The sequence below is a fragment of the Kitasatospora sp. NPDC056138 genome (assembly GCF_042264695.1).
GTDB lineage: Bacteria > Actinomycetota > Actinomycetes > Streptomycetales > Streptomycetaceae > Kitasatospora.
This window is the reverse complement of the sequence record NZ_JBHJVK010000010.1, coordinates 51,195-72,716: the sequence shown is the minus strand read 5'-3', so window position 1 is coordinate 72,716 and position 21,522 is coordinate 51,195. Positions and strand designations below refer to the sequence as shown.

At 72.7% G+C, this 21,522-nt stretch carries 12 protein-coding genes and 2 pseudogenes; 8 read left to right on the top strand and 6 right to left on the bottom strand.

The features are described 5' to 3' along the window. Positions 1 to 118 precede the first annotated feature (118 nt). Positions 119 to 1,774 (bottom strand): FAD-binding dehydrogenase, encoded by a 1,656-nt coding sequence (locus ACFC1R_RS09810; protein ID WP_375935497.1) that lies wholly within the window; start codon positions 1,772 to 1,774, stop codon positions 119 to 121. Between the two features lie 318 nt (positions 1,775 to 2,092). Between ACFC1R_RS09810 and ACFC1R_RS09805 the strand changes: the two genes are divergently transcribed. Beyond that, complete coding sequence (locus tag ACFC1R_RS09805; protein WP_375935494.1) at positions 2,093 to 3,016, top strand: SGNH/GDSL hydrolase family protein; 924 nt, start codon at positions 2,093 to 2,095, stop codon at positions 3,014 to 3,016. Between the two features lie 327 nt (positions 3,017 to 3,343). Here the strand turns inward: ACFC1R_RS09805 and ACFC1R_RS09800 are convergent, their stop codons facing one another. Both ACFC1R_RS09800 and ACFC1R_RS09795 read right to left on the bottom strand, forming a co-directional pair. Further along, a complete protein-coding gene (locus ACFC1R_RS09800) occupies positions 3,344 to 5,863 on the bottom strand; it encodes a LamG domain-containing protein (protein WP_375935491.1) in 2,520 nt (839 codons plus the stop codon). A gap of 251 nt (positions 5,864 to 6,114) precedes the next feature. Next, on the bottom strand, positions 6,115 to 8,547 hold the full coding sequence (locus tag ACFC1R_RS09795) for a lamin tail domain-containing protein (RefSeq protein ID WP_375935488.1): 2,433 nt from the start codon (positions 8,545 to 8,547) through the stop codon (positions 6,115 to 6,117). A gap of 380 nt (positions 8,548 to 8,927) precedes the next feature. On the opposite strand from ACFC1R_RS09795, the gene ACFC1R_RS09790 reads away from it, so the two are divergent. Continuing rightward, positions 8,928 to 11,057: an NPCBM/NEW2 domain-containing protein gene (locus tag ACFC1R_RS09790; RefSeq protein WP_375935485.1), complete on the top strand. Its 2,130-nt coding sequence runs from the start codon at positions 8,928 to 8,930 to the stop codon at positions 11,055 to 11,057. A gap of 198 nt (positions 11,058 to 11,255) precedes the next feature. Here ACFC1R_RS09790 and ACFC1R_RS09785 read toward each other — a convergent pair whose 3' ends face one another. Continuing rightward, positions 11,256 to 12,365: a HoxN/HupN/NixA family nickel/cobalt transporter gene (locus ACFC1R_RS09785; RefSeq protein WP_375935482.1), complete on the bottom strand. Its 1,110-nt coding sequence runs from the start codon at positions 12,363 to 12,365 to the stop codon at positions 11,256 to 11,258. Between the two features lie 284 nt (positions 12,366 to 12,649). On the opposite strand from ACFC1R_RS09785, the gene ACFC1R_RS09780 reads away from it, so the two are divergent. Together ACFC1R_RS09780 and ACFC1R_RS09775 are read left to right on the top strand one after the other, a co-directional pair. Continuing rightward, complete coding sequence (locus ACFC1R_RS09780) at positions 12,650 to 13,636, top strand: hydrolase (protein WP_375935479.1); 987 nt, start codon at positions 12,650 to 12,652, stop codon at positions 13,634 to 13,636. A gap of 581 nt (positions 13,637 to 14,217) precedes the next feature. Then, positions 14,218 to 16,245 carry a CocE/NonD family hydrolase gene (locus ACFC1R_RS09775; protein ID WP_375935476.1) on the top strand — a complete coding sequence of 676 codons (2,028 nt, stop codon included), beginning with the start codon at positions 14,218 to 14,220 and terminating at the stop codon, positions 16,243 to 16,245. A gap of 25 nt (positions 16,246 to 16,270) precedes the next feature. Here the strand turns inward: ACFC1R_RS09775 and ACFC1R_RS09770 are convergent. Together ACFC1R_RS09770 and ACFC1R_RS09765 are read right to left on the bottom strand one after the other, a co-directional pair. Further along, positions 16,271 to 16,669, bottom strand: a pseudogene (locus ACFC1R_RS09770) (decarboxylase); the annotation flags it as partial. Continuing rightward, positions 16,670 to 16,809: pseudogene (locus ACFC1R_RS09765) on the bottom strand (amidinotransferase); the annotation flags it as partial. A gap of 435 nt (positions 16,810 to 17,244) precedes the next feature. On the opposite strand from ACFC1R_RS09765, the gene ACFC1R_RS09760 reads away from it, so the two are divergent. The 4 genes from ACFC1R_RS09760 (at position 17,245) to ACFC1R_RS09745 (ending at position 21,388) form a co-directional block, all read left to right on the top strand. After that, the gene (locus ACFC1R_RS09760) at positions 17,245 to 18,123 is read left to right on the top strand and encodes a phenylalanine 4-monooxygenase (protein WP_375935473.1); all 879 of its coding nucleotides are present in this window, start codon (positions 17,245 to 17,247) and stop codon (positions 18,121 to 18,123) included. 150 nt (positions 18,124 to 18,273) lie between these two features. Further along, positions 18,274 to 18,489, top strand: coding sequence for a hypothetical protein (locus ACFC1R_RS09755; RefSeq protein ID WP_375935471.1), 216 nt, complete (start codon positions 18,274 to 18,276; stop codon positions 18,487 to 18,489). Next, complete coding sequence (locus ACFC1R_RS09750) at positions 18,486 to 20,885, top strand: heavy metal translocating P-type ATPase (protein WP_375935468.1); 2,400 nt, start codon at positions 18,486 to 18,488, stop codon at positions 20,883 to 20,885. Before ACFC1R_RS09755 ends, ACFC1R_RS09750 begins: the two co-directional genes overlap by 4 nt. Continuing rightward, positions 20,882 to 21,388, top strand: coding sequence for a copper chaperone PCu(A)C (locus ACFC1R_RS09745; RefSeq protein WP_375935465.1), 507 nt, complete (start codon positions 20,882 to 20,884; stop codon positions 21,386 to 21,388). Before ACFC1R_RS09750 ends, ACFC1R_RS09745 begins: the two co-directional genes overlap by 4 nt. Positions 21,389 to 21,522: the final 134 nt, after the last annotated feature.

Genomic DNA, 21,522 nt, shown 5'->3' with positions numbered 1-21,522 from the left:
GCCACGCCGTGGCGGCGCGCCGTGGCGGCCCACACCGTGACAGCCCGCGCCGTCGCAGCCCGCGCTGCGGAGCCGTACGACGCGAAGCCGGGCGCAGCCGCTCACCTCAGGCCGTGGTTCAGGCCGTGGCGCGGGCCGCCGCCCGTCCGGCGATCCGGCCCGAGAACAGGCAGCCACCGAGGAACGTGCCCTCCAGCGAGCGGTAGCCGTGCACCCCGCCGCCACCGAAGCCCGCCGCCTCCCCGACCGCGTACATGCCGTCCAGCGGAGTGCCGTCGGCCCGCAGCACCCGGGCGCAGAGGTCGGTCTCCAGTCCGCCGAGCGACTTGCGGGTGAGGATGTTGAGCCGTACGGCGATCAGCGGCCCGGCCTTCGGGTCGAGCAGGCGGTGCGGCGTCGCGGTGCGGGTCAGCCGGTCGCCGAGGTAGCGGCGGGCGCCGTGGATGGCCGTCACCTGCAGGTCCTTGCTGAACGGGTTGGCCATCTCGCGGTCGCGCGCCTCGATCTCACGGCGCAACTCGGCCTCGTCGATCAGCGGTTGGGGGGTCTTCGCGTTCATCCCCCGGACCAGTTCGGGCAGGGTGCGGGCGACCACGAAGTCCACGCCGTGCCGCTTGAACGCCTCGACCGGCCCCGGCGCGCCCGAGCGCGCCCGGCCGAGGACGTCCCTGATGCTCTTCCCGGTCAGGTCGGGATTCTGCTCGGACCCCGAGAGGGCGAACTCCTTCTCGATGATCTTCTGGGTCAGTACGAACCAGGTGTGTTCGTGGCCGGTCGTCATGATGTGTTCGAGCGTGCCGAGGGTGTCGAAACCGGGGAACAGCGGTACGGGCAGCCGCTTTCCGCGCGCGTCCAGCCAGAGCGAGGACGGGCCGGGCAGGATGCGGATGCCGTGGCCCGGCCAGATCGGGTTCCAGTTCTCGATGCCCTCGGTGTAGTGCCACATCCGGTCGCCGTTGATCAGACGGCCGCCGGCCGCGCCCGCGATCTCCAGCATCAGGCCGTCCACGTGCGCGGGCACGCCCGAGACCATCCGCTCAGGCGGCGAACCGAGCCGGGCGGGCCACGCCTTGCGGACCAGGTCGTGGTTGCCGCCGATGCCGCCCGAGGCGACGATCACCGCCTGCGCCCGCAGCTCGAAGGAGCCCGCCACCTCGCGTGAACTGGCCTCGCCGCGAGCGGCGTTGCTCGGAACCAGCACCTCGCCGCTGACGGTGTCGGTCACCCCGGCGGTCGCGGACAGACCGGTGACCCGGTGGCGGAACCGCAGGTCCACCCGCCCCCGGGCCGCCGCCGCCGACACCCGCCTGGCGAACGGCTCCACGACGCCCGGCCCGGTGCCCCAGGTGATGTGGAAGCGGGGCACCGAGTTGCCGGGACCGCTGGCCAGCAGCCCGCCGCGCTCGGCCCAGCCGACCACCGGGAAGAACCGGATCCCCTGCGCGCGAAGCCAATTGCGCTTCTCTCCCGCCGCGAAGTCGACGTACGCCTCGGCCCAGCGGCGCGGCCAGTGGTCCTCGGAGCGGTCGAAGCCGGCCGTGCCGAGCCAGTCCTGCCAGGCGAGTTGGTGCGAGTCGCGGATCCGCATCCGGCGCTGCTCGGGCGAGTCCACCAGGAAGAGGCCGCCGAACGACCAGTGCGCCTGACCGCCGAACGAGGCCCTCGGCTCCTGGTCCAGCAGGATCACCTTCCGTCCGGCGTCGGCGAGTTCGGCGGTGGCCACCAGACCGGCCAGACCGGCTCCGATGACGATGACGTCGGCGTCCAGTGCCATGCGGCGATCCTCCGGCGGTCGGCGGGGCTGAGCGGGCGGGCGGGGCGAGGTGGTCCGATCCTGCGCCCTGGGCCGCCACCGGTCAACCGGTCGGTAACAAGTGCCCGACGCCTTTTCGCTCCACCGCGTATCCGAATTACCTATTCGCTCCACATCGGAGCGTAATTCATCGAATACCTGACACATATTCACGGAATTCTCGGCCGGATATCTGGACAACCTGTTAACGCGTCAGTAACTTACTAGGCAGTAGCCGGAAACACCGCGACCCCGGCCGCCCCCACCCACCTGCCCGTTTCTCTCCCCCAGGAGGAACCCGTGCTCCGCCATGCCCTGAAGCGCACATCCACCCTGGTCAGCGGGATCCTCGCAGCTGCCGCACTCACCGCCTTCGGCGCCCCGGCCGCCCACGCGTCCACCGGCGGGAATTACGTGGCCCTCGGCGACTCCTACGCCGCCGGCGCCGGTGTGCCCGGCCAGTCGGCCGGGCTGTGCCTGCGCTCCGACCACAACTACGGGCACCTGGTCGCCGCCGCGCTCGGCAGCTCCAGCTACACCGACGTGACCTGCGCGGCCGCCAAGATCAAGGCGATGACCTCGCCCCAGTACGACGCCTTCATCCGGGTCAACGACCCCCAGCTGAACGCCGTCGGCGCCGACACCGACCTGGTCACCCTCGGCATCGGCGGCAACGACCTCGGCGTCTCCGACATCGGCATCGGCGACGTCATCGCCACCTGCATCGCCGGCGCCGTGGTCAACCCGTTCGGCACCCCGTGCCACGACCACTACGCCGACGGGCACTGGGACTTCGGCAGCTGGTCCTGGAAGTACGGCGAGGACACCCTGGTCGACCGCATCGACGCCGCCGCCCCGCAACTCGCCGACACCCTCCAGCGGATCCACGCCAAGGCGCCCAACGCCAAGGTCCTGCTGGTGGGTTACCCCTCCGTGCTGCCCGACAACGAGCGCGACTGCCTCGGCCGCCAGCCGGTCACCACCGGCGACGTCGCCTACCTGCGCGGCATCCTCGGCAAGCTCAACGGCATGCTCGCCACCACCGCCGCCGCCAACGGCGCCACCTACGTCGACACCCTCACCCCCACCAAGGGTCACGACGCCTGCTCGTCCGACCGCTGGATCGAGGGCGCCCTCCCCGGCTCCCCCGCCGTCCCCTTCCACCCGAACGCGACGGGCGAGCGCGTGATGGCGAAGGCGGTCCTGGCGGCCCTGGGCCGCTGACGGCCCGCCGAAACCGGCACGGCTCGGCGCCCGACCGCCCAGTAGGCAGTCGGGCGCCGAGCCGTGCTGCTCGAGACCTGGAGCTCGGGACTTGGAGCTCGAGACTTGGGTGCGGACGGCAATGAGGCCGGTGAAGGCGGACCTTCCCCGCAGCCTTGCTCGAGTTGGAGTCCGTCGGCGCTGCACCAGAGGCCGGAGGGGCTTCGACCTGCCACCCGCCTCCTGCCACAGCGACGACACCCGGTGCGGAAGGACGGCAGGCTGCCCGGCGGTGCCACGCGTGCAGGGTGAGCCGGCCGAAGCCGTTCGACCCCGCGCGCGATCACATCAGGGGCTGGTCGGCGTGGGCAGCTCGGCCGGCATGGCCAGCCCGACGATCTCGGCCTTGCTCAGTGCGCCCTGGTAGAGCCACACGTCGTCGACCCCGCCGGAGAGGAACTCGCCCCAGGACCCGCCCGCCGCCCGGCGGCCGAACTGAAGCCCCGAGTAGGCGTGGGGCTCGGCGGCGAAGGACTCGAAGGGCCTGACCATGGACGCGGTGGACACGTGCGGTGTGCAGGTCGTGTCGCCGCTCTCGCAGGTCTGGTTCTCCGGGACGCCGTTGACGTACAGCGTGGCCCTGGAGGCCGACGCGTCGTAGACGAGGGCCAGGTGGGACCAGTTGCGGCCCTGGGGTGTGTGGAACACCGCCGTCCTGGTCGCCTTGGCGCTGTCGGAGTCGCTGAACTCCGCCTGCCAGCTGTGCCGCGTACCGCTCCAGCGCAGTACGACGGCACTGTTGCCGTTCGCACCGGCGAAGGAGAGCACCGTCATGTCCCGGTCCGGCGCGGGCGGGGGCTGCACCCAGGCCGCGAGGCTGAAACTCTCGCTGGTACGCAGCGGGACGCTGCGTGCCTGCGCGTAGCCGGTGGTGCCGTCGAGATTCAGGGCTCCGGACAGCATGCCGCCGCCCGGAGTGATCAACGCGGCTCCGCCGAGCGTCGCACCGGCGGCGAACGGACCCTCGTCCGGGGAGACCCCCTGCGCGTCCGCGGCGTTGAGCTTCCAGCGACCCACGAGGCGGGCGTTCTGGCGGGCCATGTCCTTGATCTCGGAATTGGTCAGGACGCGGTCGTAGAGGCGGGTGTCGTCGATGTCGCCGCCGAAGAAGTCTCCGTTGACGCCCTCCCGGGAGCCCGCGCCCAGTTGCAGGGCACCGGGCTTGGCCCACGGGGCGGTCTGGGTGTAGGCGGTCTCGGCGACCTGGTAGCCGTTGACGTAGAGACGGAGCTTCCCGGCAGTGGCGTCGGAGACTCCGACCAGGTGGGTCCAGTGGCCGTCGGTGGGACCGAAGCAGGGGGTGCCCCTGGAGGCGTCGGTCGGGTTGGCCGGGTCGGGTATGTCGGCGGTGCAGGCAGGCTGGAAGGCCCGCACCCGGGTGTCGGCGCTGCTGTCCTCGGTGGACCGGCCGAAGCTCCACTTCTTGTCGCGAGCAGCATAGTAGAGGGAGAACTCGCTGCTGTGCGTGCCGAGTTGGGTGACCGCGACCCGGTCGGCGGTGTCACCCCGGGCGGGCTCGGGGAGCTTGACCCAGGTGGAGACGGAGAAGTTCCTGGCGCCGTCCACCTGGGCGCGGCCGGTCCGCGCGTAGTCGTCGACGCCGTCCAGGTGGAGTGCACCACCGTTGACGCCGGCGGCGCCGACGGCGGCACCTCCGGCCAGGGCCAGGCCGGAGGTTTCGGGGGCACCCGAGACGGTGGTGCCGGTCTCGTCGAGCTCCCACACGGACCGTGCCGCCGTGCCCGTGGCAGGCATGGTGCCCTTGCTGAGGGAGGCTGCCTCGGCCGCGGTCAACGGCCGCTCCCAGAGCTTGACCTCGTCGACCGAACCGGACCAGGGGTCGCTGTAGCCGCCGCGGTAGCGGAGCCGCCCGATGTCGAGGGTGCCGCGCGCCGGCCACATGTCCGGGGCCGCGACGGGCGCGCTGGGGACACCGTTGACGTAGAGGGTGACGGTCTTGGCCCTCGCGTCGTAGACACCCACCAGGTGGGTCCAGGTGTTGAGGACGACGGGCGTGTTGGAGGCCGCCACCTGCCAGGCGTAGCCGACGCCGTCCCGGGTGGAGGTCTGCAGGGCCCACTTGCCGCTGCGGACACCGAGGCTGAACGCCCCCAGGTACGCGCCGCCCTGGCTGACGGCGGACCGGTTGCGACTGGCATCGGCCAGGTTGACCCAGGCGGAGACGGTGTAGCTCGCGTTGGTCTCCACCGGAGTGCTCTGGGCCTGGGCGTAGGCGTCGGCGGTCCCGTCGAACTTCAGCGCGTTGCCCTTGTGGCCGGCCGAGGTGCTGGCGGCACCGCTGCCGAGGACTGCCTCGATGCCGGGCCCGCTACCGGCTGCGGTGGTCGACCCGGCCTTGTCGTCCATGGCCCAACCGGCCTGCGGAGGCTGGGCGTTGCGAACGGCGAAGTAGTAGCTCGCGGGCGGTGAGACCCGACCCGCACTGTCGATCGCACGCAGCGAGATCCAGTGCGGACCGGCCTTCTCCGGCAGCACGGTGATCGTGCGGGCCGCACCCCCGGTGGTGGTGATCTCGTTGTTGCCCGTGGGATCGCTGTCCAGGCCCCACTGGTACTTGACGACGTCCGTGCCCGGCGAGCCGATCGTGAAGGTGCCGTACCGGCCCACGCCGTCGGACCATGACAGCGGCCCGGCCGAGCTCTGGGCGACGGGATAGTCGGAGGCGGTGACGACGGGCGCCTCCGGCGGCGCGTCCGCACCGCCGCCCGGGGTCTGCGCCGCGCTCGGCACCACTCCCACCCCCGCCAGCGTCCCTGCGGCGAGGGCCGCCGTCGACCATCTGTACACGGACCTCCCCCGGCCCGATGTCGAATCGTTCACTACCCCGCCCCTGCGTGGAATTTACGGTTGTGAACGCGCAGCTTGGCCAAGACTTGACCGTCGGTCAACGCCATTACGGATCGGACGTGGACATAGCACCGGGCGGCTTGTGACAAATGCCGACATTCCACAGTGGCCGACGTGTCCGGCCTCACACGACGGGCCCTGCCGCCCTCCTGGTCGGGAGGGCGGCAGGGCCCGGACGGACTGCGAGGCGGTCACGGCCGGAGGCGGACCACCTGCGGGTCGTGGTCGCTCGCCTGGGTGGCGAACTCGCTGTTGATGTGGACGACGTCGTACTTGGCGTCGCACTTCAGCGCCGGGCTGACCAGGATGTGGTCGAGCACCTGGGAGTTGCCCTGGTAGACGTAGGAGTAGCGCTGGTTCGCCGGGAGGTCGTTGACCAGGTCGTGCAGGACGCCGCCCTTGGTGAGGGTGGAGAGCGCCGGGGAGAACTGGTAGTCGTTGAAGTCGCCGAGCGAGACCACCCGGGCGCCCGGGTCGGCGGCCAGCAGCTTGGCCACGAAGGCCTGTTCGACGGTGGCCTGCTTCACCCGCTGGACCTCGGAGCTGCGGGTCGGGGACTGGAAGCGGCTGTCCAGGCCCTGGTCGCCGCCCTTGCTGTTGAGGTGGTTGGCGATCACGAAGATCGGCTTGTTGTGGAAGCGGAACTGGCCGACCAACGGCTTGCGGCTGTTGTCCCAGGCCTCGTTGTTCGGGTCGATCCGGCCCGGGGAGGCGGTCAGCGAGGTGGACCGGCCGTGGCCGGTGACGTCCACGGCCGTGGTGGAGTCGCCGCCGGCGATGTCGGTGAAGCTGATCCGCTGCGGGTTGAAGAGGAAGACCTGGCGGATGTTGCCGCCGGGCTCGCCGCCGTCCTTGCCGTCGACCGGGTTGATGGAGCGCCAGTCGTAGGCGGGACCGCCGGCCGCGCGGACGGCGGCGACGAACTTGGCGACGGTGGCACTGGCGTCCACCGTGCCGTCGTTGGTCGGCCCGTTGTTGTCCTGGATCTCCTCCAGGGCGACCACGTCGGGCGAGCGGAGGTTGGTGACGACGCCCTGGGCGAGCGCGGCGAACTTGCTGTCGGGGTCGCCCGGGTCGAGGTTCTCGACGTTGTAGGTGGCGATGGTGGCCTCGCCGGGCTGGGCCTTCGGGGTGACCTCGCGCTTGAGGCCGTTGTCCTTGACGCCGCCCAGGGTGTCGGCCGCGATGGTGTAGCCGCCGAACTGGTTGTAGTCGAGCGGCCCTGCGGTGGTGCCGGTCAGCTGGTCGCCGACGTTGGCCTTCGGGAAGGGCTGCTGGGCCACCGGGGTGAGCGACTGGACCATCAGGCGGCCGGAGTTGGGCCGGTTGTAGCCGAGGTAGACCACGCCGCCGCGGGCGCTGCGCGGGTCCTGCCGACGGGCGTCCACCCAGAGCTCGTTGTACGCGTCGGTGGCCTGCACGACGGGGACGTCCCGGACCTCGACCCGCATGCCCTCCAGCGACTCGTACAGGTCGAGCGCGTAGTCGGCGGGCTTCAGCGGCAGGCCCTCGATCGAGCCGCCGCTCGCGTCGGGGGTGTACGCGGCCGGGATGGAGCGGCTGTCCAGGACCACCGGCGCGGGCAGCGGGTTGCCGGAGGAGACCACGGTGACGACCGGGTTGGTCAGCTGGGTGAGCGACTGGCCGCCGCCGCTGTAGGCCGGGTAGTACTCGGCGACCTTGCCGGTGACCAGGACCGAGTCGCCAGCCTTCACGGTCGGGGCGGCGCTGCCGGTGTAGACGAAGATGCCCTCGCTGGTGGCCGGGTCGGCGTCCGGGTTCGGGTCCTGGATCCAGAAGCCCTTGGAGCCGTACGTGCGCACACCGGTGACGATCCCCGGGACGCCCGCGACGGTCTTGCCGAGGCTGGGCGAGATGCGGGTGCCGCCCTGGATGTCGTGGATCCGGACGCTGCCGGGCTCGGTCGGCCCGCCCGGCGTTCCGGTGCCGCCGCCGCTCTCACCGCGGCTGTTGACCGGCTTCGGGGCCGCGGACTTGAAGTCGGCCGCGTTGTCGTCGGTGTCGGCCAGGTTGCCCGCGCGGGCGACCGAGGCGGTGTTGCCCGCGCCCGCGGCGGCTCCGCCGCCCTCGTGCACCACGGCGCCGCCGAAGCCGACCAGGTCGCGGATCCGCGGCTCGGCGGCGCAGTCGGCGGCGGTCTTGCAGGTCAGCGGGTCGGTGCCCTGGACCAGCGCGACGGTGCCGCTGGTGGCGGAGAGGGCGAGGCTGCCGGTCGCGTCGGCGGCGGGCAGCTCCGCGGTGCCGCCCGCACCGGCCGCCTCGGCGACCAGGAAGCGCCCGCCGGGGGCTATCGACCCGCCCAGCGGGGTCACGCCCCACTGCGAACTCGCGCCCGGCGTACCGGATATGTACTGGACGCTCCAGCCGCTCAGCCCGAAGGCCGCGCCACCCCGGTTGGCCAGCTCGATGAAGTCGTTCTTCAGCGTGGCACCGGAGTTGCCCCCGCCACCGTAGACCTCGGCGATCACCGCGTCGGCCGAGGGCGCGGCGAAGGCGCCCGGCAGCGGGACGAGGACGAGCGAGGCTGCGACGCCGACCGGGAGGACGGCTGCGCGCAGCAGCGTACGGCGCGAACGGGGACGGGACACGGCGGGTCTGTTCACCGGGCAGGGCTCCTTCGGCTTGCGCCAGCGGGATCCGGGATCGAGAGGCGTCCGGATGCTGGCGGTCAGTCAGGGGGCGGGCGGTGCAGGCGCCTTGCACTACCCGCGTAGATCAGCGGCCGGGCCAAAGGTACGCGCGTAGAAAAAGCCACGGCAAGACATCGGACGTTAACTCTTGGCGTGATCTTGACGACTTGGCGATAGCCGCGCGACCTCGCCCGACGAGGCCCGAACATTTTCAAACAACCGCCCCGACAGTGCAGTTGTGGCCTGATCCGGCGTCAGCCGTCTTGACGCGGACCTGAAACCCCGATGTCATATGTCGTGTTCCGTTGGAACACGTTGGTTTTCGTTGCCTATCACCCTGCAGGAGCCGTACCGTGCCGTCCCGCAGAACCTCCTGGCGCCGCCGATCGGCGGCCGCGCTCACCACGCTCGCACTGCTCACCACCGGCGCCACCGCCCTGGGTGTCGCCCAACTGGCCGCCGCCCCACCGGCGCTGGCCCTGGACAACGGCCTGGCCCTGACCCCGCAGATGGGCTTCAACAACTGGAACTCCACCCACTGCGGCACCGACTTCAACGAGGCGATGGTCGAGGGCATCGCCGACCTGTTCGTGGCGAAGGGCCTCAAGGCGGCCGGCTACCAGTACGTCAATCTCGACGACTGCTGGGCCCTGCCGAACCGCGACAGCGCGGGTGACCTGGTACCCGACCCGGTCCGGTTCCCCCACGGCATCAAGGCCGTTGCCGACTACGTCCACGGCAAGGGCCTCAAGTTCGGCCTCTACTCCAGCGCCGGATCGGCCACCTGCGACGTCCAGGGCTTCCCCGGCGGGCTCGGCCACGAGCAGCAGGACGCCAGGCTCTGGGCCTCCTGGGGAGTGGACTACCTCAAGTACGACAACTGCAACAACCAGGGCGTGGATGCGAAGTCCCGCTACCAGGCGATGCGCGACGCCCTGCGGGCCACCGGCCGTCCGATCCTGTTCAGCATCTGCGAGTGGGGCTCCACCCAGCCGTGGAACTGGGCGCAGCCGGTCGGCAACTCCTGGCGCACCACCGGCGACATCAGCGACAGCTGGTCCAGCATGATCACCATCGCCCACCAGAACCAGCAGCTCGCCCCCTACGCCCGCCCCGGCGCCTGGAACGACCCCGACATGCTGGAGGTCGGCAACGGCGGCATGACGGACACCGAGTACCGCACCCACTTCAGCCTCTGGGCCGAGATGGCCGCCCCGCTGCTGATCGGCACCGATCTGCGGAAGGCCGGGCAGGGCACCCTGGACACCCTGACCAACCCGGACGTCATCGCCGTCGACCAGGACCCGCTGGGCCGCCAGGGCACGGTGGTGTCCAGCTCGGGCGGAAAGGTGGTGATGAGCAAGCCGCTGGCCGACGGCGGCCGGGCCGTCACCCTGACCAACGAGACCTCGTACTCCACCGACGTCTCCACCACCGTCCAGGCGCTGGGCATCGGCGGCGCCACCTCGTACGCCGTCAAGGACCTCTGGTCGAAGGCCACCGGCAGCACCACCGGCACGCTGAGCGCGACCGTCCCCGCACACGGCACGGTGATGCTGCGGGTGACGCCGGGCAGTCCGGTACCGCCGCCGAACGGCCTGAACCAGCTCAGCGACCTGGCCTGGACCTCCGCCGTCAACGGCTGGGGCCCGGTCGAACGCGACCGCAGCAACGGCGAGCAGCAGCCCGGCGACGGCCGGACCATCGGCATCCGGGGCACCCAGTACGGCCGGGGTCTCGGGGTGCACGCCCAGAGCGAGGTCGACTACTACCTCGGCGGCACCTGCCGGAACCTGAGTGTGGACGTCGGCGTGGACGACGAGACGAACGGCAACGGCTCGGTGGACTTCCGGATCTACCGGGACACCACCCTGGTCGCCGACAGCGGCGTGCGCACCGGCAAGGACCCGGCCGAGCACCTGGTGGCCGACCTCACCGGCGGCGACCGGCTGCGGCTGGTGGTCACCGACGGCGGCGACGGCATCACCTACGACCACGCGGACTGGGCCGCCCCGCTGCTGAGCTGCGGCAGCGGTCCGGCCGCCGGGAGCCACCCGCTCAGCGACCTGGCCTGGTCCTCGGCGGTCAACGGCTGGGGTCCGGTCGAACGCGACCGCAGCAACGGCGAGCAGCAGCCCGGCGACGGCCAGACCATCGGCATCCGGGGCACCACGTACGCCAAGGGCCTCGGGGTGCACGCCTACAGCGAGGTCGACTACTACCTCGGCGGCACCTGCCGGAACCTGAGCGTGGACGTCGGCGTGGACGACGAGTCCAACGGCAACGGCTCGGTGGACTTCCGGATCTACCGGGACACCACCCTGGTCGCCGACAGCGGCGTGCGCACCGGCAAGGACCCGGCCGGGCACCTGGCGGCCGACCTCACCGGCGGCTACGAGCTGCGGCTGGTGGTCACCGACGGCGGCGACGGCGCCACCTCGGACCACGCCGACTGGGCCGCCCCGACGCTCAACTGCACGTGAGCGCGGTCAGCGGAGCGCGGGCAGCCGAGCGCGCGGACACGTGAACAGCTGAACAGCTGAGCACATGGGCACCCGGGCGGGCCCGGGAAAGCCGAAGGGGCGCGGGGACTGCGCGACCGACCACCCTCCACTCGGGAGCACGGTCGGTCACGCAGTTCCCCGCGCCCCGGGTCGTTCGGGCGAGGGCCGACGGGCTGCTCAGTCGCGCTCGGCGGCCGGGACGGGCTCGCGCATGTCGGCCGACCACTTCTGCTCGACCTTGCCGAACTTCCAGAACGCGAGCGCCCCGGCCCAGGTGAGGACGAAGAGGCCGACGATGGCGTAGCCGACCAGGTTGAGGTCGAGCGAGGCGATCCAGCCGATCGGTCCGGTGGTGATGTCGAACTTCTCGCCCAGCAGACCGATCAGTTCGATCACGCCGATCACCAGGGCGACCAGCACGGACAGACCGGTGACGGTCAGGTTGTAGTAGATCTTGCGGATCGGCTTGGAGAAGGCCCACTCGTAGGCGAAGTTCATGAAGGAGCCGTCGATGGTGTCGAGCAGGCTCATCCCGGCCGCGAACAGCACGGGCAGCACCAGCAGGGCGTACCAGGGCAGTGAGAAGGCCGCCGCGCCGCCGGCCAGCACCAGCAGCGAGACCTCGGTCGCGGTGTCGAAGCCGAGGCCGAAGAGCAGGCCGACCGGGTACATGTGCCAGGGCTTGGTGACGGCCTTGGTGACCCGGCCGAGGATGCGGTTCATGAAGCCGCGCTTGTCGAGCTGCTTCTCCAGCTCGGCCTCGTCGAACTCGCCGTCGCGCATCCTGCGGAAGACCCTGAGGATGCCGTTGAAGGCACCGAGGTTGATCAGGCCGATCAGCAGCAGGAAGGTGCCGGAGACGCTGGTGCCGATCAGACCTGTGACGTTGTGCAGGTTGGAGTCGTCGGACTCGACCTGTCCGGCCAGCGAGCGGATGCCGAAGGCGAGCAGCGCGCACAGGCCGAAGACGATCGAGGAGTGCCCGAGCGAGAACCAGAAGCCGACCGAGAGCGGCCGCTTGCCCTGCCCCATGAGCTTGCGGGTGGTGTTGTCGATGGCGGCGATGTGGTCGGCGTCGAAGGCGTGGCGCATGCCGAGGGTGTAAGCGGTCAGGCCCATACCGGCGCCGAAGACCTGGCCGCCGACGTCGTAGTGCTTGGGCGCGATGACCGCGAGCAGCGTGAACCAACCGATGACGTGCAGCGCGAGGACGAAGCCTCCCATACCGGCGAGGCGGATCCATTCGTCCCGGGTGAGCCGGTCACGGAGACGGCTTGGCGCAGACATGAAGGGGTCCTCTCCGAGTGACAGCGCAGTCGAGCTGGGACATCCTTCCCCCTACCGGTGCGTATTTGCAAGTCATGTGCAACTGCTGGACGCCCGCACCGCGCTCTCCCGAATTCCCCCACCCGCCGCCCCCGCGACGACTCCTGTCCGCGAACAGTCACTCGCCGTACGGAATTCCGTAACCTCCGACCCCTTTCACCCCCCTCCGCTACGCGCGGATACTCGAATCTACGCGCGAATACCCCCACCCGATGCTCCATCAACTCTTCCGGGAGGAACGGACGATGACCCGTACTCGGATTTCCCGCAGCACCCTGGCCCTGGCCGCCGCAGCGGCCCTGGCGGCCGGACTCACCGGCCTGGCGGGGCCGGCCACGGCAGCCGCCCCGGCCAAGAAGGCGGGCCCGGTGAAGACCACCGGGCCGGTGAGGACGACGGGCACCCCGCACCGGGTGCTGTTCGACGACACCAAGGCCGAGACCGCAGGCAACGCCGACTGGATCATCAGCACCAGTCAGCCCGACCCGCTGAAGCAGAACGCCAACCCGACCACCGAGAAGAGCTGGACCGGCGCGCTCTCCGCCTGGGGCGTCGCACTGCAGAAGACCGGCGCGTACAGCCTGAAGACCCTCCCCAAGGGGTCCACCATCAGCTACGGCACGGGGGCGGCGCTGGACCTGGCCAACTTCGACACCTTCGTGCTCCCCGAGCCGAACATCAGACTGAGCCAGTCGGAGAAGTCCGCGCTGATGAACTTCGTGAAGAACGGCGGCGGGCTCTTCCTGATCTCCGACCACACCAACAGCGACCGCAACAACGACGGCTGGGACTCCCCCGCCGTCATCAACGACCTGCTGACCAGCAACGGGGTCGACAACACCGACCCCTTCGGCTTCTCGGTGGACCTCAAGAACATCGTCACCGACAACCCGCGTGCGATCCAGGACGCCACCGACCCCGTGCTGCACGGCTCGTTCGGCACGGTCACCGGCTCGATCCTGCGCAACGGCACCACCTTCACCCTGAAGCCCGCCGACAACCCCTCCGTCAAAGGACTGCTCTACACCGCCGGCTCCAGCGGCAACTCCGGGGCCTTCTTCGTCACCAGCACCTTCGGCTCCGGCCGGGTGGCGATCTGGGGCGACAGCTCGACCATCGACGACGGCACCGGCGAGAGCGGCAAGAAGCTCTACAACGGCTGGGACGACCCGGCCGGGACCGACGCCGCGCTCGCCCTGAACGCCACTGCCTGGCTGAGCAAGGCGAACTGACGCATCATCAGTTGACCGGTGAGGGCCCGCTGCGGGGGACGCGGCGGGCCCTCGCGCCGTCCGTGGCCGGACCGGGCGGTGGGGGCAGACCTGGCGGCGCGGCCGGACCTGGCGGTGCGGTGCGGCCGAACGGGGGCGGATCCGACCGTGCCGCAGTGCACCGAAGCGCGCGGGCACTGCGCCCCACGCCCCCGTACGCCCGAGGCCCCCCGTGCTCCCGAGGCTCCCCGGCCTCCCCGCCTCCGGTGTCCCCGGTGTCCCCGGTGGCCTCCCGGGAGGCCACCGTCCGCGATCACCACCTGCAGTGAAATAGGGCGAAGAGTCGCCTATTGTCGGATTCTGGTCGTGACCGGACAGCATCGAGAGGCAGGTCCTTGCCCAACAGTGCCGACCCCCGGAAGCCGCAGGCGCACGGTCTCGACGGATCACCCTCCGGTCACGCCGCGCCCCGCGCGGCAGCGGCCGACGGCGGGCCCGGTACGGCGCAGCACCCCTTGCGGCGGCGCTGAGCCGGACCTGTGCCCCGTCCCGGCCGCGCCGCACCCGGCACCCCGTCCACCGTCCTCCCGGGAGCCCCCGCCATGCAGCATCCCGCCTCGTACCCGTACCGGACCGCCCGCGAGGACCTGCGCATCCCGCTCGCCGACGGCGTGGAGCTGTTCGCCCGGGTCTGGCGGCCCGTGACCGAGGAGCCGGTGCCCGCGCTGCTGGAGTACCTGCCGGACCGGCTCAGCGACCGGACCGCGCCGCGCGACGCCGAGCGCCACCCGTGGTACGCCGGGCACGGCTACGCCAGTGTGCGGGTGGACGTCCGGGGCCACGGGAACTCGGGCGGGCTGCCCGGCGACGGCTCGGAGCAGGAGACCGCCGACGGCGTCGCCGTGGTGGAGTGGCTGGCGGCACAGCCGTGGTGCAGCGGCCGGGTCGGGATGTTCGGGATCTCCCGGAGCGGTCCGGGCTGCCTGCGGATCGCGGCGCGGGCCCCCGAGGCGCTGAAGGCCGTGGTGACCGTCTGCGCGACCGACGACCGGTACGACAACGACGTCCACTACCTCGGCGGCTCGCTGCTGGCGGTCGGCATGCACGCCTGGTCGGCCGCCATGCTGGCGTTCGCCGGACGCCCCCCGGACCCAAAGTACGTCGGGGACGCCTGGCGGCCCATGTGGCTGGAGCGGCTGGCTGCGGTGGAACCGCCGCTCCACCACCGGCTCGGCCACCAGACCCGGGACGACTACTGGCGGAGCGGCAGCGCCTGCGAGGACTACGGCGCGATCAGGGCCGCCGTGCTGGCCGTCGGCGGCTGGGCCGACCCCTACCGGGACAGCGTGCTGCGGCTGGTCGAGCACCTGGACGCGCCCGTGCGCGCGATCATCGGCCCGTGGTCGCACCAGTACCCCGACCGGAGCCTGCCGCCCGGCCCCGCGATCGGCTTCCTGCAGGAGACGCTGCGCTGGTGGGACCAGTGGCTCAAGGGCGTCGACACCGGCGTGCTGCGGGAGCCCGCGCTGCGCAGCTGGATGAACGAGTCGGTGCCACCCGCGACGGCCTACGCCAACCGGCCCGGGCGGTGGGTGGGCGACGACTCCTGGCCCTCGCTGGACGTCCGGGAGATCCACTACGGACTGGACGATGTGCTGCGGACGGCGGGGACGCCGTCCGACGACCGGTTCGTGCACGTGCGCTCACCGCAGCACACCGGCGCCGACGCCGGGCGCTTCCTCCCGTTCGGGGGCGCCGCCGACCTGCCGTCCGACCAGCGCGAGGAGGACGGGCGGTCGGTCTGCTTCGACTCGGTGCCGCTGCCCGAACCGGTCGAGATCCTCGGGCGGGCGGGTCTGCGGCTGCGGGTGCGGTGCGACGGACGGCGCGGGCAGATCGTCGCCCGGCTCTGCGACGTCGCACCGGACGGCTCGTCCACCCTGGTCACCCGGGGAGTGCTCAACCTGACCTCCCGCCGGGGGCGGGACCGGGTGGTGGAGTGGACGCCGGGCGGGGTCGAGGACGTCGGGTTCGAGCTGGCGGGGATCGCGCACTCGTTCCCGCCCGGCCACCGGATCAGGCTCGCGCTCTCGTCCGCGTACTGGCCGTGGGTGTGGCCGCAGCCGTGGGCGGGCGGGTTCGAACTGGACCCCGGCCACAGCGCGCTGGTCCTGCCCGCACGGCACCTGGCCGCCGACGCGGGCAGCCCGCCGGTCACCTTCGAGCCGCCCGAGCAGGCGGCCGGGCCGCACGCCCACGTCACCGAGCCGCTCACCGAGCGGCCCGAGCGGCAGCTGATCCGCGACATCGCCACCGGGGAGTGGCGGCTGGAGGTCTCCCCCGGCCACGGCGGCCCGCTCACCTACCCCGACGGCCTGGTCTACGACGAGCACGCCGTCGAGGAGTACCGGATCCTGACCGACGACCCGCTCGGCGCGACCACCCGCTCGGACTGGACGATCCGCCTGGAGCGTCCCGACCTCGGCTGGGACATCACCATCCGGGCCCGCTCCGAACTCTCCTGCGACGCCGCGCACTTCACCGCCCGCAGCCACCTGAGCGCACTGGAGGGCGGCTCGGTGGTCTTCGAACGCGACTGGGAGCGGCGGTTCCCGCGCACGGCGTCGTAGCCGCCCCTGCGCGACCCGGGCGGGCTCACACCCTCCGTACCGTCACACCGGCCGCGCGCAGCGCCGCCGTCTCGTCGTCCGGGGCGGCCTCCTCGGTGACCACGGCGTCCAGGGCGGAGACCGGGACGACGTGGGCGAGCGCGGTGCGGGAGAACTTGGCGGCGTCCGCGACGGCGACCGCCCGACGGGCCGAGGCGAGGGCGGCCCGCTTGACCGAGGCGTCGGCCAGGTCGTAGGCGGTGAGTCCGTCCGCGGCGTTCAGCCCGCAGCAGCCGATGACGGCGGTGTCGAAGCGCAGGGCGGCCAGCGAGGCCTCGGCCAGCGGACCGGTCAGGCCGAGCTCGCCCGGCCGCGGCTCCCCGCCCGGCAGCAGCAGTCTCAGCCGGGGGGCACCGACCAGCACGTTGACGGCGTGCACGGACAGCTCGACCCGGTGACCCAACGCCTCGTGCAGTGAACGCAGTTGCTCCCACTGGGCGACGGCCAGGTCAGCTCCACCGGCTCGGCCGGGTCCATCCAGGGGTTGATCGAGTACGTGACCTCGACGTACGTCGGACGGCACATCAGGTAGTGCCGCGGACGGGGGACGCGGACCTGCGCGGACCGGCTCACCGGATCTCCCGGGGGCGAAGGGGTTCAGGACGAGGCGCGCTGCGGGAAGCCGCGCAGGGGGCGGATCTGACCGGCGAGGAGGGCGGGACCGGCGCGGAGCAGGACGGCGGACGTGATCCACATGGTGGTCCGGCTGCCCAGCCCCTCTCCCGGATACCCGCCCAGCAGGGCGCCCAGCGGGATGGCGCCGTGAGGTGGCGATGGAGGCTCCGGTCCGGATCCGGCCGAGCAGCTCCGCGCGCCGCTCGGAGCGCCGAAAGCCGCCCACCCGTCCGCAAACCCCGCCGGGGACACGAACTACCCCTGTCACAGTGGTGGTTGACACCATTGTCGGAGGTCAGAAAAATCACCTCCTGACCGTTTTCCCTGCACCGGAAACAGGGCCTCGTGAAACAGTCGTGGGAACGAACACCGCTCACTTGCGACGGCCTGCTCGGGCCCGCGGCCCTGCACCCCGGGCTGTCGGACCCCAGGTACCTGGAGCGGCGTCGCGCCGTGGCCGCGCTGGTGCGGGACCACCGGGTCGGCGATCCCGCACCGCCGGTGGCCTACACCGAGCCGGAGCACGCCACCTGGCGGACGGTCCACCGCTCGCTCGCCACCGCCCTCCACGCCCACGCCTGCCGTCCCGTGCTCGAAGCCCGCGAGCAGGCACCGATCCCCACCGACCACATCCCCCAGCACTCCGAGGTCGGCGCGCGGTTACGCCGGCTGACGGGGTTCGACTTCACGCCGACCGGCGGAGTGGTGCCCAACAAACGGTTCCTCGGTTCGATGGACCGGGGGTACTTCCACGCCGTGCAGTTCGTCCGCCACCCCGCGCTGCCGCTGTACACCCCCGAACCGGACGTCATCCACGACGTGTTCGGCCACGGCATCCACCTGGCGTCCCCCGAACTCGCCGAGCTCTACCGGGTGATCGGACGCGCCGCGATGCGGGTCGACAGCAGCGCGGCCCTCCGGGTGATCAGCCACGTCTACTGGTTCACCCTGGAGTGCGGCGTCATCGACGAACACGGCACCCCGAAGGCGTTCGGCGCGGCCCTGCTCTCCTCCTCCGGCGAACTCGCCCGGCTGGACCGCAGCCGGATCCACCCGCTGGACCTGCCGACCGTCCTCACCACCCGCTACGAGATCTCCGGCTACCAGCCGAACCTCTTCTGCGCCCGCTCGCTCCGGCACCTCGCCGACACCCTGAGCGAGTTCTTCGACGACTTCGACGACGAGACCGTACGCAGCCGGGGGCTCCGCGTCCCGGCTCCGTGAACGCGGCCGGCACCCCGGCGGCCCACCGGGGGAGACCGGGTCCGCCGCAGCGGGCGCGCAACCCGGCGGGACGGGCCCGTCCCGGGCTGCAGGAGGGGACACCCCGAACCGTCCGGGAACTCACCGGCCTCCCGGGCCGACTGCTGTGCCGTGGAAGCAATCGAACCGGGCACCCGCCCCTCCCTCCTCCTGCTGGGCTTCGCCCTGCTCCTGCTCGTCGTCTTCCTGGGCGCCTTCGCGGCCGGCCGGGCCGCCGGGCCGGTCTCCCCCGGCCTGTCACCGGGCAGCAGTTCCCCGGGCGGCCCGGACGGCCGGATGCCCGGTATGGACGGCATGGACGGCCACGGCATGGGGACGGGCCGGTGACCGCCCCGGTGGAGGCCGGCCTGCTGACCACCACCGACCTGGCCGTCGGCGGGATGACCTGTGCGGCCTGCGTCGCCCGGGTCGAGAAGCGGCTGGCCCGGATCGAGGGCGTGACCGCCGGCGTCAACCTGGCCACCGGCCGGGCCAGGGTGGTGCACCCGGTGGAGGTCTCGGCGGCCGACCTGGTCGCGGCGGTCGAACGCGCCGGCTACACCGCCGAGCCGCTCCGAGACCGCCACACCGGCGTCCCGGCCGAGCCCGCTCAGGACCGGCCCGGGCTGGTGCTGACGGCCGTGCCGGCCGTTGCCGTCATCGTGCTGTCGATGGTGCCCTCGCTCCAGTTCCGCGCCTGGCAGTGGGTCTGCTTCGCCCTGGCCCTGCCGGTGGTCTGCTGGGGCTCGTACGGCTTCCACCGCCGGGCCTGGCAGGGGTTGCGGCACGCCACCGCCACCATGGACACCCTGGTGAGCCTGGGCGTCCTGGCCTCCTTCGGCTGGTCCGCGTACGCGCTGTTCCTGGGCGGTGCGGGCGAGTTGGGCATGCGGATGCCGTTCTCGCCGACCGCCGACGGCGGCGCGGCGCACGTCTACCTGGAGGCGGCGGTCGGTGTCCCGCTGTTCGTGCTGTGCGGACGGGCGCTGGAGGGCCGGGTCCGCCGGCGCACCGGGTCGGCGCTCCGGGCGCTGGCCGAGCTGGGCGCCAAGGAGGTCTGCGTCCGGGAGGCGGGGGCCGAGCGGCTGATACCGGTCGAACAGCTGCTGCCGGGGCAGGAGTTCGTGGTCCGTCCGGGCGAGAAGGTGGCCACCGACGGGGTGGTGGTGGAGGGCGGTTCGGCCCTCGACCTGAGCCTGCTGACCGGGGAGAGCGTCCCGGTCGAGGTCGGTCCCGGCGACCGGGTCGCCGGAGCCACCGTGAACGTCGGCGGCTCCCTGCTGGTCCGTGCCACCGCGGTCGGCGCGGACACCCAACTCGCCCGGATCACGGCTCTGGTGGCCGACGCGCAGACCGGCAAGGCCCGCGCCCAGCGGCTGGCGGACACCGTCGCCGGGGTGTTCGTCCCCTGTGTGCTGGCGGTGGCCGCGTGTGTCCTGGGCTTCTGGCTCGGGGCCGGCGCCGACCCGCAGGCGGCGGTCACGGCGGCGGTGGCGGTCCTGGTGGTCGCCTGCCCGTGCGCCCTCGGCCTCGCCACCCCGACGGCCCTGCTCGCGGCCACCGGGCGCGGCGCCGAGCTCGGCGTCCTGGTCCGGGGCCCCGAGGTGCTGGAGAGCCTGCGCCGGATCGACACCGTGGTCCTGGACAAGACCGGCACCCTGACCAGTGGGCACATGCAGCTCGCCGAGACGGTCACCGCCCCGGGCGAGTCGGCGGACGAGGTGCTGCGCCTCGCCGGGGCGGTCGAACACCTCTCCGAGCACCCGATCGGCCAGGCCGTCGCGGCGGCGGCCCGCCGGCGCTGCGGTCCCGGGCTGCCGGAGGTCTCCGACTTCACCGCCACCCCCGGGGTCGGCGTCCGGGGCACGGCCGACGGGCGGAGCGTCCGAGTCGTCCGTCCCGACCTGGCGTCGGCCACCGCCCGGGACACCCCCGTCCCGCGGCCGGACGACCGGGACCAAACGCCCGCGCCCACCGCTGCCGCCCTCCCCTCCGCCGCACTCGCCCCCGCCCTGCGGGACGCGCTGGCCCGCGCCGAGTCCGACGGCCGCACCGCGGTCGTGGTGGAGCTGGACGGCCGCCCGGCGGCGGTCCTGCTGGTCGGAGACACGCTGCGGCCCGGGAGCTACCGGGCGGTGCACCGGCTGCGCGGCATGGGTCTGGAGACCGTCCTGCTGACCGGCGACCGGCCGGGTGCGGCCCGCACCGTGGCCGAGCACCTGGGCATCGGCGAGGTCCACGCCTCGGCCTCCCCCGAGCGCAAGGCCGAGGTGGTCGCCGAACTGCGCGCGGCGGGCCGCACGGTCGCGGTGGTCGGCGACGGGGTCAACGACGCGGTCGCGCTGGCCTCGGCGGACCTGGGCATCGCGCTCGGCTCAGGCACCGACGCGGCGATCGGCGCAGCCGGGCTGACCCTGGTGCGCGGCGACATCGAGGCGGTCGTCGACGCGGTACGGCTCGCCCGGCGCACCCTGGCCACCATCCGGGTCAACCTGCTCTGGGCGTTCGGCTACAACGCCGTCCTGGTGCCGCTGGCCGCGGTCGGCCTGCTCAACCCGATGCTCGCCGCCGTCGCCATGTCGGCCAGCTCGCTCCTGGTGGTCGGCAACAGCCTGCGCCTGCGCGCCTGGCAGCCCGCCCCGCGCCGCACCGGCACCGGCACCGGCCGCCCCGCCACCGACCCTGCCGTCACCACCCGCACCGGCACGACCCGCACCGGCACCACCCCCCGGAGGCCACGATGAACCGGGCCGCCCTCCCGCCCCTGGCGGCCGCAGCCGCGTCACTGGTCCTGCTGTCCGGCTGGACGGCGTTCGGCGGCGCGGGCCGGGCCCGGCCGGTGCAGGCCGGGCCCGGCTGGATCCTGACCCCGACCGGTGCCTCGGCCACCACCGCGTTCTTCACGCTCCGGAACCCCGGCGACGTCCCGGACGAACTGGTCGGCGCCGACTGGGACCAGCCCGGCCGGCTCGCCCTGAAGGAGCACCGGCACCTCGGCGCCACCGGCAACTGGGCCTACGTTCCGGCCCTGACCGTTCCCGCCGGGGGCGAGCTGGCGATGTCGCCGGAGAGCGCGGACATCCTGGTGTCCCAACCGCCCCCGCTGCGCCCCGGCCAGTCCGTGGAGTTCACCCTGCACTTCCGCCACGGTCCGGACCTGCGGGTGCGCGCCCGGGCCGTCCGCCCCGGCGGCCTGTCGGCCGTGCTGTCCGCCACCGGGAGCGAGCCGAACCCACCGTTCGGCTGATCACGGCCCGACGACCAGCTCGGCCGGGCCGCGCCGGGCCGCGCCACCGCCGCCCGCCCCGCGCCCCGCGGCGGCGGAACCGGCCCGGCCAAGGGGCGCCGGGGTCCGAGGGAGCGGACCGCCGGCGCCCATCC